The following is a 12,573-nucleotide window of genomic DNA, read 5'->3' on the forward strand; positions in this document are numbered from 1 at the left end:
AGATGTCTTCGTGTTACAACAGATAAACTCTAACGATTGCGGGTTAAGGCTAACTCAACGCTTATCGATGACTTCGTAACAAGCTAATATTGCTGGCTTGGCGCGGCAAATCAGCCAACACAACACCTTGTGAATAGTAACTGCCCTGGGCAAGCTGGCAACCTAAGCTTCTAATGTAAGTGTCTTGTTCGGCAGTTTCCACGCCTAATGCAACACAATCGAACTCCAGGTCAGAGATCAAACCGATAATAGCCTTAAGTATACGGCTATCAGATTTATTACTATTTATATCGCAGAGGTAACTGCGGTCGATTTTAACGGCATCAATGGCAAAATCAACGGCTTTTAGATAGGAAAAAGAGGCATGGCTTGCGCCAAAGTGGTCGATAATACACTTGATTCCATGTTTATTAAGTTTTCTGATTGCCGATACCACTGCTTTTTTATCGCGCGCAATTTCCAACTCGGCAATTTCGACGTAACATTCGCGACCAAAGTTATTCCATAACGTGTTGATCTCAGCCAGCGCTTCAACAAAACCATTGTGGCGCAATTGCCCCACATTACAGTTCACAGTCAAACGTTTAACACCAGACTGTACTAAGCGCTCCATGTCGGCACCAAGCTTTTCAAGCATATAGTGACCTAAACGAACAACTAAACGGCCATCTTCTGCGGCTTGAAAAATTTCGCCATGCGCCATATCACCACCTTCGCAACAGCGCGGCCAATGCAGCAGTACTTCAATGGCATACAAAGAGTCGTCTTCAAGCTGTATTATCGATTGGTAGTGCAAATCCAATTCCTGCTTATCAATTGCATCACGCAGATCATTTTCTAATTGGCGTCGACGCTGGCGCCCGTCTGTCATTGATTCACGAAAATAGCGAATACGATTACCACCCTGTTCTTTCGCCTCAAACATAGCAAGATCAGCAAAGTGCATTAAATTATGCCGTGTGGTCGCATCCTTTGGATACGAAGCAACTCCAATACTGGCAGTGACTGAAGATGTCAGACTTTGATATATGACTGGCTCTGATATTACGCGTTTAATATTTTGTAAAACTTGATCGAGATTCATGACATCGTCACAGCGTGGCAATAACACAGCGAACTCATCACCGCCAATACGGGCCAGGGTGTCGGATTCACGTACTTGATTATGAATGCGACGCGCCACCGTTGATAAAACAAAGTCGCCAACATCATGGCCTAAGCCATCATTTACTGGCTTAAAACCATCCAGGTCAATATACACTAAGGCCAATGAATCACCGTGACGGTCAGCATGTGATAACGCATGATTGAGCCGATCAAGAAACAGTAGGCGGTTTGGGATATCGCAAACCACATCATGTGTTGCCATACGCTCATGTTCGGCACAAGCCCGGCGCAGCTGCTTCTTAATACGATGACGCTCAATAGAAAAGCTTATGGTTTTATACAGCAACTCAATGTCATTGAAGTAATCTTTGACAAAACAATCTTCAATACCTGCGCTAATCGCCATTTGACCAATACGTTGGTCACTAATATTGGTTAACATGATAATAGGGATAATCTCTGCATAGCGGCCTAGTCTAGATACAGTGCTTATCGAGCTGCTGTCAGGAAGATTGAGATCAGAAATAACCAAATCAAAGCGTTCACTATCAATCATTTCAATCGCCTCATCAAGACGACATGCCCGAGTAATAGTAAACTGCTCGTAGTCATGACAACGTAATGCGTTGACTATCATCGCATAATCATTGTCATCCTTATCGACTAGCAATAGATTCAATATTTTGTCTTATTGATTAATGTATGGTTTAGCATAGTGTTGGCATTGACAAGAATTCCGTTTTTGTTGTCTTTTTCGTTTTTGATCCCAATAGCACATTAACTCAGCAACGTGTTTTTATAGGTTCAAATATCGGCGTAAAACGCAATATGTTTAATGAGATTAGCTTACATCTATTAAGCGAATGCCAATAAGGTGATGTGCCTCATAAGCAGAGAGTATTAAGCAGTAATAATCCACACGGAAAAAAGGAAATACAGCGACTACATAAGGAATTTTGGCGATTTACCCACAGCATTGCTCATGGCTTTATGACGTCAATACGTCACGCTATGTAATGTTCCATTGCTGCTTGACTGCGCCTGTTTAGCCCATACTTCTCGGCAGAAGCGAGGTGGTTTCACCCTAAGACTCAACCCCCTAAGGGGGTATTTTCCTCACTACCCCTCGTGGAGTAAACATCAAGTAATGGCTCATCATTTTAGTGAGCCATACGGGCTAAGCCTGTTGCAGTGCCTTAAAATGGTTGGCAGCAATCCCGTTATCGATAGCCTGCGCCACTTGTTCTGCTGCTTCCATGTGACTAGCCGCCCGACCACAATGCCACAAGATTAGTGCAGCGCCATAAACAAGTGCGTCACGCGCCATGCTCGGCTCGCCTGATAAAACGGCCAAACCTGACTCAAGCACTGTTTGCGCCAACGCTTTGCGCTGCCTTGTATTGAGAGAGACCCCATCAATACCTGCAAACTCTGCAGGCAAAGCAACAGCTCGCTGTGACTGTTCAATACTAAAATTTGCCGGCTCAAGCACTAAGTCCGTGATGGACTCATCGACTAAGCGATGTACCTTGGCATTCTGACGTAGTGATGGCACTACTCCTCCTTCCACGCCTCGAATCACCAATGCCGAGCTATAACCCACCGTTCGCGCCAACTCGAGATAAATCGGTGGATAGGCCTTATGCACATAACCGGTAACCAAATGTGTTTGTTTGCGCCCGGTCAGCGCACCGGCAAACCCCTCAACAGTAGTCAAAATACTGCGCTTTACTATTTTATGCCGCAGGTCTGACAAATCACTTAACTGTGGGCAAAATTGAGATTGCGACACATAAGCCCAAGCGATATCGGGTGAGGCCAAATTCATTGCAGCCTCATCGACAGGCAATGCAACATTAATTCCTGCTGCTGCCATCACCTCTTCATGTGTCACACCATATTTAGGCCCAACACGCTCAATACCATGGCTATAGCAAGGCAGACCGCAGGCAGCCAGAACACAGGGGATAAAGGGTGACATGGGCAAACAACGAATATATCCGTTATACGGGTCAAATAGATCGACTACCTCATCGACCGCAGCAACACAATGGCGAGTGGCTTGACGAATCGCCCGTAACACACCGATATTCTCATCATCGGTTTCACGTTTCATACGTAAAGCGATAAAAAAGATAGCTGCGTGAATCGGGTCGGCTTGCTGCCTCAACACCTGCTGCATTGCCTGCTCGGCTTGCTCTGCTGACAAATCCTTGCTCAATGCAGGGCCTGTTGCAATACGCTGAATCACTTCTCGCATTAAAGTATCATTTGTTTTTTTAAGACTGACCATCAAATATCCTAATTATTTTATGCGGCAGATAAACCAAAAATCCCTGCAATAAGTATATGCCACTGCACATAATATAGCCGTCCGCGCATTAAAATCGCCTATGGTTTAACATTATTGATCAAGGCTTACTGATAGAGTCAACATTATGACATTAAATCTACTTGCTGCAATTCTTCTCGCTATTAGCCTTCTTTTATTGGTTATTACGATTCATTGCTGTCGCCGCAAGCAATGGTTACGAGGTAGCTTCAACGCATCGCTCACACTTAGTTTGATTATGCTATCAATTGCATTACTACTGCTCGCGAGCAATCTATACGGTTACCAACGACTGACCTATGAACAACATTTAGCCGATATCCACATCAAAAATATAAGTGAACAACACTATCAACTCACTCTTGACCTGCCACAGCAAGAACCAAAGCAGTTCAAAATATTAGGCGATGACTGGCAGGTTGATGCGCGAGTATTAAAATGGCATCCCTATGCCAACTTGTTGGGGCTAGACTTACAATACCAATTAGAACGCCTTAGCGGCCGATTCACCGATATTGCGCAAGAAAAGTCTGAACAACGTAGTATTTATACGCTTAGCGCCAATAATCGCGTCGATATATGGCAACTCGCGCGACATTACCCGGCTTGGCTACCATTTATCGATGCAGTATATGGCAGTGCCGCCTATGTACCGCTTAGCGATGGCGCACATTATCAACTGTTTGCAACACAAAGCGGCTTAGTGATTCGTGCAGCCAATGAAGGCTAACATGGCCTTGGGTGTATAGAGGCACACCGATGCTGCGAAGCACAGGAAGGTGCGAGGGCAGCTATTGTGTAAGGACACGCCGGTACCACAAACACAAAGAAGCGAACGTGTGGCCATAACAAACTGGCGCTAAGGCGTCATCATTTGCTACAGTCGCCACACACTCACTATTACGCACCACCAAGCGAGAACATAAAAGCGATGAAATGGCTCGATAAAATTCCCTTACCCATTCTAGCAATTGTGACACTGCCTTTGGCGCTGGCACCGTTTAAACCGCCCCATGTCTATGAAAAGCTGCAAATGCTATTTACTGGCAACCTAAGTGGCTTAACCGATATTTTTGATCTATTGCTTCATGGCATACCGGCCATCATCTTTCTACTCAAACTTGTGCGAGTACTGAGGAAAAAATCAGCCCAAGCAAGCAACAATTAGCAAGCTGGCTAAGCAAACTCTGAACACAAGAATGCCGTTAAGGGCGGTATTCCACCGTTTCGCTCTGTATCACAACACCGTCTTCATCGACGACGGAAACGCTCCACTGTCCGACCCAACGTGGCAATAGACTTTTCTTTGACCAGACACGCCAACGCGACCCACCAACTTGAAACTCAACATCAGCCATCACCTCGCCTTGATATATCCAGCGATGACGAACCATGGTGCCTTCAAGACCACTTAACTCAGTAAAATAGTAAACGCTGCCTGTGCTGACAACGCTGACCTCATCAACCGGCTCACGGTCTATCACAGCCAGTGCAAAGGCAGAACGGATGACATTATCTGATTGTGTTGTTGGCGAGCTAACTGAGTGGCGATCAATCACACCTGAATTTGTCGCATTGTCATCTGCGGGCGAAATAAGTGGTGTTTCTTCGGCCAAGATATCCGTTTCCTCAGACATCAGCTTCTCGATGAACTCTGCCTCTTCAAGAAGCTGCTCATCATGCAGTGCGTCATGATCCACTGCATTCACTACCAAAGGTAACATCAGCAATAAGGGCGCTAACCGAAAATATAAGATTGTGTTGGCCATTGCAGTCATCTCCATACTGGCGAATTCAAAATCAATGGCAACATTGTAGGTGGTTTATTGAAGTGATGGTAGCAAAGATCACAAATTATTCGAGCCATATCACACTATCGACGTTGGTCTTGCTTTAACCAGGAAAATCAAGGCTTTACGCCATCACTTTGCAATTTTTAACGCCAGCCCCACTATCGCTACTTGCATTGCGCAAGTCAAAGCTATCATAGGAGAGTATACAAAAACGCCCACAATACCTTCAAGATAGAGCAGGCGTTGTAACTTCATTCAAAATGATTAAGCAAGCATTTCCTTGACGCGACTCTGGCGGAAATGAATCGCCATTTCACGTGCCTCAGCATCACCGTATTTGTGCGCGGAAAATGTTTTCTTCTGTTGGTGATAAGGTTTAGGGCACCAGCTCACTACATAATGCTTGTATTCATACTCACCTTTGCAAATCCATTGCGTGGTCACACCGACAACACCCGTGGTGTTGTTTTTATGAGTGAAGCGGATTGTGCGTCGGTTACTTGGGTTAATACCTTTCTTTTTAAAGATTGTGTTACGCCATTCCTCAGCAATCTTTAGCGCCTTACGGCCGCTACCATGAACACCATCCGCAAAAAAACGGGTTTGCGGGCTATGTTCAAAGGGCACTCTTACCTGATATCCATGTGTGCTTTTATGGTCAATACACACAATTGCAGGCTTACTCTTTGGATTACGCTTTCTTTTCTTAACTGCCATGAGACTATTTTTACCTACGTTATATAAAATATTTTAGTGTGAAAATTCGATATTTAGGCAACTTCGCCAATACCAAGCTCATCGCCCTGTGTTATCGCAAGGCCACTGGAACTCCACTCGAGTCAGGTTGAATGTACACGCATGAAATTGTGACTTCCTAACAATATTCTAACAAATATAAGAATCATAGGCCAGTAAAGAGCGATTCTATGTGTACTTACGGGCTCTGTCTTACAGGCGAGCCCAGGATCACCAACAGTAGGCGCTTTAGGCGAGGCATCATTACCAAGGCATGCTGGTTGCACGTCGAGGAATGATAACGCTGAGCCTGGGCTCGTCTGTAAGTTTCACAGAGATTGTAAGTACACATAGAACCGCCCTTGAGTCTTATTCGTCAATCCATTGCTCCAAAGCAGTGATGATCTTGCGCGCCTGGTCAGCACTGGAAATATTAAATTTAGATTTTTGTTGGTATTCACCATTACGCTTCTGGTAACGCCTAATAGTATATTTATCCGGACCGTACTCATCCGTTTTACGATTCAAATCCTGATAACGATAAATCAGCGTCGCCCAAGCACCCTTGGTCAAAACAATCTTATCGAGCTCTTTAACCGTTATAACACCATCATCTGTATATTCCACCGACAACCCATCAACTGTTTCAGCCATATATTTCCCCTAGAAAAAGTCTAAAAAACCATTGAAAAGCGCTGGTTATACCCCACATACGTCATTAAGCCAAGACCTATCTGGATATTGCAGTTTGCAATACGCCAGAACACCCGACCACCGTATATACTTATTCGAAACCAAACAGAGAAAACCTTGTGTCGAGAAAAACATAAAATGAGCCGTACACGCTATAACACCTCGCACGAGGCAGAAGAGGCATTTTACCGGGCTTTTGAGCAGGCAAATTTCGATTTAATGGCCTCAGTTTGGCGCGATGCCGATCATATCGAGTGTATCCACCCGCTGTCCGATCGACTAAGTGGCACTAAAGCCGTACACGAAAGCTGGCGCTCAATGTTTCAACAGCCGCCAGGGATCGCCATCAAAATCGGGGCACAACGCCACAACATCGGCACAACGCTTGCCGTTCATAGTGTTGACGAGCATATTACTTTGATCGAAGGTGACCGTATGACGCAATCTGTCATTCACACCACCAATGTCTATCAATATGTCGATTCCAGCTGGCAGATGATTTTGCACCACGCATCACCCTCACGACAGCCTCAGAAAATACAAAACATCAGCAGCGAAGCCATCCATTAGCTAGCGCTCTATTCATGTAATAATTACGGGTTCAGCGTTGCCACCCCATCGGGTCGGGCACTAACAGTAGGCCGCTTTAGGCGGGGCGCGAGGAGAAAATTTAGTGGCTCTAAATAAACAACGAGCTAGGCACCCTTGGGGTACAACCCGAAGCGACGGCGATGATCGCTGCTATGTTTATCGTATTAACAGACCCTGGTCTCATCATGACAAAAAAAACGCTAACCACTGAAACCAACAATCCCAGCGTTAACGCTTTCCTGGAAAAAGTCGCCGCGACACAGAGCATCAAACCCGCGTCCAGACGTGGGCGATTATTGTTTGCGATGGATGCTACCGCTAGCCGTGGGTCAACCTGGGACGCTGCCTGCCAACTACAAAGCGAGATGTTCAGTGCTAGCGACGAACTCGGCGGGCTAGAGGTTCAGCTCTGCTATTTCCGTGGTTTCAACGAATTTAACCACACTTCGTGGCTGATCGATACCGATACACTGCGTAAAAATATGTCCGCTGTCCAGTGTCTTGGCGGACACACACAAATTGAGCGCGTATTACGCCATGCCATCACTGAAACAAAGCGCGTAAAAATCAATGCTATCGTCTTTGTCGGTGATAGCTGTGAAGAAAATGTCGATGACCTCTGTAATGCAGCCGGCCAACTCGGTGTTTTGGCTGTGCCAATATTCATTTTTCAGGAAGGCAACGACCCCCATACCCGCCAGGCATTTCGTCAGATGGCAACGCTTAGTCAAGGTGCTTATTGTCATTTTGACATGGGCAGCGCTCAGCAACTGCGTGATCTGATGAGCGCTGTTGCTGTTTATGCTGCGGGTGGGCGCAAGGCTCTGGAAAATTATAGCGAAAAACAAGGTGGCAACGTGTTACAGCTCAGCCATCAATTAGGCAAGCGCTAGTGCCACCACAGTTGATTATTGGGCTACTGGTTATTGCTGCGCTGGCTATATTTCTCAATGCCTTCCTCAAAGCCAGTCCCGCACACGTTGCAAAAAAAATAAAACAGATTGGCTTTTATGTTGCTATTGGTCTTGTCGTCCTCATCGCTGTCGTGAAGCTCAACTGGATCATTGCGCTCATTGGTGCTCTGTTCGCTGCCTTGCCAAAGCTATTACCGTTATTACGCTACTTGCCCATACTTAAGTGGATTCGAAACTGGAAACAAAGCCAAAGTGGTTTTAGCAACCATCAACAACCATCATCTCAAACCACTAACAACAGCTCTGAAGTCAGTGCTCGCTATATTACGATGACACTGAACCATGACAATAATGAACTCGATGGCGAAGTTATTGAAGGCTATTTTGTCGGGCAGCGCCTTAGTGCGATGTCAATGCAAGCAATTATTCAGTTCCATGAAGAATGCTTAGCCAATGACGAGGAGTCTGCCGCATTAGTTAAAAGTTATTTAGATCGCATTTATGGTGAAGATTGGTATCAGGCAACACATCATCAAACTGCACCCAATGCCGATGGCAAGATGTCCTACGCTGAAGCATTAGAAATTTTAGGCTTAGATGACAGTGCAAACGAAAAAGACATTGTGCTCGCTCATCGACGCCTGATGCAAAAAATACACCCCGACCGCGGCGGCTCCGATTATTTGGCGGCAAAAATCAATCAGGCAAAAAAGGTGTTATTAAATAAACCCAAATATTAGGGGGTGTTAACAATCATTTTGACAATCCTGCCAGCGCGCATTGTTCATCCAGCAAGGCGGAGCGAGTGCGGTGTGGTTGGCCCACATAAGCGAGTGACAACGCCGCTGGATGAGCAATGCGCACTGGCCCTTCGGGTTGCACCTTCAATGGCGCCAGACTGCGTTGTTCGTCGCTTATTTGGAACCACCAAACTTCTCTCCTCTCGCCTTGTACCCCAAGGGCACTTCCTGCGGGGCGTCTGGCGCCATTGAAGGTGCAACAGGACTGTTAAAATGATTGTTAACACCCCCCTAGGGCACTTTGCGTGAGTATTCGGCACCATTTTTAAATATTAATTTAGCGTTATTTTGCGACACTCTAAACTCTGTCGGCACTGGTTTGCCATTGACGGTAATAAGCATTCTTAACAACCTGCCTTCCACCGCATAGTGGCCTACTAAATCACCCTGTTGGGTCTTAATCAGTACCTTGCCATCAGCCATAAACACCATGTCATCTTCATCATCATTTTTAGGATTATGACTGACTTGCCAAGTGCCATGAAGCCAACTGGCCTCAGCAGCATTATTGGCGCCGCTACAGGCAGTGAGCATTACAAAACAGAGCGCGTATATCACGAAAATAACTTTATAAGCCATTGTTTTTATTAACTTTATGTTCATAATAAAAGGGCTATAATAACGTATAATGAGTTTATTGAGCGGATTTAATACGCTATCTAAGTATTAAATTAATGACAGGAGATGCTGTGCAATCTATTGATACCATTGCTTTGGTCATGGGCATTGCCTGGGCCAGCGGCATCAATCTTTATGCGGCAGTGGCCATGCTGAGTGTATTCGGTCTAACGGGTCACATAGATCTGCCACAAGAACTAGAGGTGCTCAGCAACCCTTTAGTACTGGCAGCAGCCAGCCTGATGTATTGCATTGAATTTTTCGCCGACAAAATACCAGGGCTTGATACGCTGTGGGATGCCATACACACCTTTATTCGCATACCCGCTGCCGCAGTATTATCTGCCAGCGCAATCGGTGATGTCAGCCCGGCTTTAACCCTTGCCGCAGGATTGGTCGGCGGTAGCCTGGCCACTGCCAGCCATGCTACCAAGGCCGGTAGTCGTATAATGATCAATACCTCACCTGAACCTGTTTCGAACTGGACTGTCTCACTAGGTGAAGATATTGCGGTATTTGCTGGCCTTTGGGCCGCACTGACTCACCCTGTTGTATTTTTGGTTCTGCTAGTCATTGTAATATTAGCCATGGCTTCGCTTTTACCCAAGCTATGGACCGGCATACAACAGCTATGGCAGGTTATTCGCAGCTTTGGTCGTCGCATTCCGGCGCGTACTGTCATGACGAAAAATCGGCCTGAAACTTTAATTCAACCTGAAACACCCGCAGCGAAGCCAATATTGAAACCCGCAGCCAAACAGTTTAATAGCAATCCCGACCAATAATTCACCCATCGATTCACAGGCCATTCAGTTTAATTATCGCAATGTGGGAGTCGTACAAAACAAGCTTAAGGAGGCGTGTTATGTTAAACCAACGTTTAATAGGAACTTTAGGATCTATATTCATCGCCACGATGGCGACAATTTCACCCGCGCAGGCCGAGCATCAGCGGCACACTAACCCTACTGTCGCCATTATCGCTGGCGCTGCCATTGTCACGGCTGGTTATCTTGCCTATAAACATAACTATCGTTATGCTAAACCGCATTATAATAGCCATCGCTACAAGCAGAACAGGCACCACAAAAAACACCAGCGTTATGGCTTCAGCCATAAAAAGAAGTATATACAACGCAGGCATTACAGTAATGACCATATAGTGAAACATTATCGTGGTAATCGTTACGATAGCCATTATGGCAATAAACACTATTCCTATAAAAAGCGTTATTATCGCGATAGCCATACGCACAATCGATACTGTCGCCACTAACCAACTATAAGGTAAGTCTCTATGTACATTCGGTCAATGAAAGCGGGGGCTGAATGCACTGATTTTCGTGCTAAGCAGCGTCGCATGACAACGCTTGCTGTTGTCTGTGTTATTGTAGGGGTCATGGCGCTGACCTTCAGTCTTCGTAGCGAAGCAGGCTTTGGTGACTTTCTTAAAAAACATCTGGGTGACGATGATAAAACCAGTAGCACATCATTATCATCGCTGACTGATGGTGAAATGGTCGATGGTCTTAAAGAGGCTTTATCTGTCGGTATTGAACGTGCTATCGCTTTGCTTGGCAAAGACGGGGGCTTTCTTAACGATAGCACCGTCAGAATCCCCATGCCTGGTGCGCTAAAATCGGTAGAGAAAGGTTTACGTGCTATCAGACAAGACAAGTATGCTGATCAATTTATTGGCACCATGAATAGCGCCGCTGAAAAAGCAATCCCCCGAGCATCGAAAATTTTCGGTGAAGCCATCAAGAACATGTCGCTTGATGATGCCAAGTCAATCCTCAGTGGCCCCGATGATGCCGCTACGGCTTTTTTTAGGCGCAATACTGAAGGTCAATTAAGTGATTCAATTTATCCTTTAGTAGAAAATGCTACTAATGAAACGGGCGTCACATCATCTTATAAAAACTTAACGAAAAAAGCAGGTTTCCTTGGTAGGTTCGTTGATAAAGATGATCTTGATTTAGACAAATATGTAACGAGCAAGGCGCTCGATGGTTTATTTGCTAAACTGGCCTTGGAAGAAGCAAAAATCCGTCAGGATCCACTGTCACGTAGCAGTGATTTATTAAAAAAAGTATTTAGTTCTTTTTAGATATGAATTCTTTTCGCCAAATAAACAGACGGACATTGCTATTGTGGAGCTTATTACTCTCTTTGGCGCTGCTGTGCGCGCAAGGCGTTAAGCTGCACGTTCATCATCTGGATCACGGACATGATAACCACCCCAACAATTACCATAGCCATATCCATGCCATTGACAAAGCTGGCGATCACGACCATTTGAGCAAAGCCCATTTCACTCATGATACATCCCATAACGATCATCATGATGGTGTGGTATCCGAGGTCGACATCAGCCCTGATGGGGTATTGAAAAATGCCAATTACAGCGTTTTTGCACTGGCACTATTCGCTCTCTTTTTTACCTTGGTGATATTTGTCTCTTCACGACAGCTCGTTCAGCGCTGCCGCGAGAGCAAGCTCATTCTTCGTAGCTACTACCTCCTTTCTCCGCCTTTACGGGCGCCACCACAGTACTAAAATCCTTCTGAGAATTTCTACCGTAGATTAGCGTAAGCTTTCTACGCGAGCTGGTTTTTCCATGCTTTTTATGGCTGTAATCCATCAAATTGTTACGCCTACACAGTAGCAAGCGTAGACAAGGAGTTTGTAATGTGGGTATCTTTTCTTATGCCAAGACAAATAGCTGCGCGGTCAGTTGCGTTTTGTTTGGTATTACTGAGTTCAACCATGACCACTGGCGTTGCTGTAGCCTCCGATTCAGAGACTAACAAGCGCACGATAAGTTTGCATGAAGCCGTTATTAAAACCATTGAACACAATCCAAACCTACGGGCTTTTGATTATCAATTAAAAGCACAACAAGGGCGAGTGCAGCAAGCTGGATTGGCACCCAGCCCTGAACTGAGTTTACAGCTGGAAGATGTTTTAGGATCGGGTAGCAACAAAGG

Annotated in this window: 16 protein-coding genes; 9 read left to right on the plus strand and 7 right to left on the minus strand. The window is 45.5% G+C overall.

All coding sequences use genetic code 11. From position 1 onward, the window contains the following. Window positions 1-61 precede the first annotated feature (61 nt). Together JKY90_00580 and JKY90_00585 are read right to left on the minus strand one after the other, a co-directional pair. Entirely contained in the window at window positions 62-1,777 is a 1,716-nt protein-coding gene (locus JKY90_00580) for an EAL domain-containing protein (protein ID MBL4850768.1), read from the minus strand. A 507-nt stretch (window positions 1,778-2,284) separates the two neighbouring features. Further along, a complete protein-coding gene (locus JKY90_00585; GenBank protein ID MBL4850769.1) occupies window positions 2,285-3,400 on the minus strand; it encodes an anthranilate phosphoribosyltransferase in 1,116 nt (371 codons plus the stop codon). A gap of 145 nt (window positions 3,401-3,545) precedes the next feature. Here JKY90_00585 and JKY90_00590 point away from each other — a divergent pair, with 145 nt between their 5' ends. Together JKY90_00590 and JKY90_00595 are read left to right on the plus strand one after the other, a co-directional pair. Beyond that, entirely contained in the window at window positions 3,546-4,169 is a 624-nt protein-coding gene (locus JKY90_00590) for a hypothetical protein (GenBank protein MBL4850770.1), read from the plus strand. A 201-nt stretch (window positions 4,170-4,370) separates the two neighbouring features. Then, window positions 4,371-4,607, plus strand: a complete 237-nt coding sequence (locus JKY90_00595) for an RND transporter (GenBank protein ID MBL4850771.1) — start codon at window positions 4,371-4,373, stop codon at window positions 4,605-4,607. A gap of 37 nt (window positions 4,608-4,644) precedes the next feature. Here the strand turns inward: JKY90_00595 and JKY90_00600 are convergent, their stop codons facing one another. The 3 genes from JKY90_00600 to JKY90_00610 form a co-directional block, all read right to left on the minus strand. Further along, window positions 4,645-5,208, minus strand: a complete 564-nt coding sequence (locus JKY90_00600) for a DUF2914 domain-containing protein (protein ID MBL4850772.1) — start codon at window positions 5,206-5,208, stop codon at window positions 4,645-4,647. Between the two features lie 288 nt (window positions 5,209-5,496). Beyond that, window positions 5,497-5,949: a hypothetical protein gene (locus JKY90_00605; protein MBL4850773.1), complete on the minus strand. Its 453-nt coding sequence runs from the start codon at window positions 5,947-5,949 to the stop codon at window positions 5,497-5,499. A 387-nt stretch (window positions 5,950-6,336) separates the two neighbouring features. After that, entirely contained in the window at window positions 6,337-6,621 is a 285-nt protein-coding gene (locus tag JKY90_00610) for a hypothetical protein (protein MBL4850774.1), read from the minus strand. A gap of 177 nt (window positions 6,622-6,798) precedes the next feature. Here JKY90_00610 and JKY90_00615 point away from each other — a divergent pair, with 177 nt between their 5' ends. From JKY90_00615 to JKY90_00625, 3 genes are all read left to right on the plus strand, one after another. Then, on the plus strand, window positions 6,799-7,230 hold the full coding sequence (locus JKY90_00615) for a nuclear transport factor 2 family protein (protein MBL4850775.1): 432 nt from the start codon (window positions 6,799-6,801) through the stop codon (window positions 7,228-7,230). A gap of 206 nt (window positions 7,231-7,436) precedes the next feature. Further along, window positions 7,437-8,144: a VWA domain-containing protein gene (locus tag JKY90_00620; GenBank protein ID MBL4850776.1), complete on the plus strand. Its 708-nt coding sequence runs from the start codon at window positions 7,437-7,439 to the stop codon at window positions 8,142-8,144. Further along, window positions 8,144-8,905 carry a molecular chaperone DnaJ gene (locus JKY90_00625; GenBank protein ID MBL4850777.1) on the plus strand — a complete coding sequence of 254 codons (762 nt, stop codon included), beginning with the start codon at window positions 8,144-8,146 and terminating at the stop codon, window positions 8,903-8,905. The genes JKY90_00620 and JKY90_00625 overlap by 1 nt, the downstream gene beginning before the upstream one ends. Before the next feature lie 291 nt (window positions 8,906-9,196). On the opposite strand, the gene JKY90_00630 is transcribed toward JKY90_00625, so the two are convergent. Then, complete coding sequence (locus JKY90_00630; GenBank protein MBL4850778.1) at window positions 9,197-9,544, minus strand: hypothetical protein; 348 nt, start codon at window positions 9,542-9,544, stop codon at window positions 9,197-9,199. 95 nt (window positions 9,545-9,639) lie between these two features. Between JKY90_00630 and JKY90_00635 the strand changes: the two genes are divergently transcribed. The 3 genes from JKY90_00635 to JKY90_00645 all read left to right on the plus strand — a co-directional run bounded on the left by JKY90_00635 (window position 9,640) and on the right by JKY90_00645 (window position 11,693). Further along, window positions 9,640-10,368: a DUF4126 domain-containing protein gene (locus tag JKY90_00635; protein MBL4850779.1), complete on the plus strand. Its 729-nt coding sequence runs from the start codon at window positions 9,640-9,642 to the stop codon at window positions 10,366-10,368. Window positions 10,369-10,448: 80 nt separating this feature from the next. Continuing rightward, a complete protein-coding gene (locus tag JKY90_00640; protein MBL4850780.1) occupies window positions 10,449-10,859 on the plus strand; it encodes a hypothetical protein in 411 nt (136 codons plus the stop codon). A gap of 21 nt (window positions 10,860-10,880) precedes the next feature. Continuing rightward, a complete protein-coding gene (locus JKY90_00645; GenBank protein MBL4850781.1) occupies window positions 10,881-11,693 on the plus strand; it encodes a DUF4197 domain-containing protein in 813 nt (270 codons plus the stop codon). 53 nt (window positions 11,694-11,746) lie between these two features. On the opposite strand, the gene JKY90_00650 is transcribed toward JKY90_00645, so the two are convergent. Beyond that, entirely contained in the window at window positions 11,747-11,905 is a 159-nt protein-coding gene (locus tag JKY90_00650; GenBank protein MBL4850782.1) for a hypothetical protein, read from the minus strand. Between the two features lie 387 nt (window positions 11,906-12,292). Here JKY90_00650 and JKY90_00655 point away from each other — a divergent pair. Continuing rightward, window positions 12,293-12,573 (plus strand): hypothetical protein (locus JKY90_00655; protein ID MBL4850783.1); only part of this gene is annotated, 281 nt, incomplete at its 3' end.

This window comes from Gammaproteobacteria bacterium (genome assembly GCA_016765075.1).
In the GTDB taxonomy this organism is placed as follows: Bacteria; Pseudomonadota; Gammaproteobacteria.

Coding starts and splice junctions, on each gene's coding strand:
- JKY90_00640 (MBL4850780.1), top strand. CDS start 10,449: ATGTTAAACCAACGTTTAATAGGAACTTTAGGATCTATATTCATCGCC.
- JKY90_00650 (MBL4850782.1), bottom strand. CDS start 11,905: ATGAGTGAAATGGGCTTTGCTCAAATGGTCGTGATCGCCAGCTTTGTC.
- JKY90_00605 (MBL4850773.1), bottom strand. CDS start 5,949: ATGGCAGTTAAGAAAAGAAAGCGTAATCCAAAGAGTAAGCCTGCAATT.
- JKY90_00630 (MBL4850778.1), bottom strand. CDS start 9,544: ATGGCTTATAAAGTTATTTTCGTGATATACGCGCTCTGTTTTGTAATG.
- JKY90_00610 (MBL4850774.1), bottom strand. CDS start 6,621: ATGGCTGAAACAGTTGATGGGTTGTCGGTGGAATATACAGATGATGGT.
- JKY90_00635 (MBL4850779.1), top strand. CDS start 9,640: ATGACAGGAGATGCTGTGCAATCTATTGATACCATTGCTTTGGTCATG.
- JKY90_00590 (MBL4850770.1), top strand. CDS start 3,546: ATGACATTAAATCTACTTGCTGCAATTCTTCTCGCTATTAGCCTTCTT.
- JKY90_00600 (MBL4850772.1), bottom strand. CDS start 5,208: ATGGCCAACACAATCTTATATTTTCGGTTAGCGCCCTTATTGCTGATG.
- JKY90_00645 (MBL4850781.1), top strand. CDS start 10,881: ATGTACATTCGGTCAATGAAAGCGGGGGCTGAATGCACTGATTTTCGT.
- JKY90_00585 (MBL4850769.1), bottom strand. CDS start 3,400: ATGGTCAGTCTTAAAAAAACAAATGATACTTTAATGCGAGAAGTGATT.
- JKY90_00615 (MBL4850775.1), top strand. CDS start 6,799: ATGAGCCGTACACGCTATAACACCTCGCACGAGGCAGAAGAGGCATTT.
- JKY90_00620 (MBL4850776.1), top strand. CDS start 7,437: ATGACAAAAAAAACGCTAACCACTGAAACCAACAATCCCAGCGTTAAC.
- JKY90_00595 (MBL4850771.1), top strand. CDS start 4,371: ATGAAATGGCTCGATAAAATTCCCTTACCCATTCTAGCAATTGTGACA.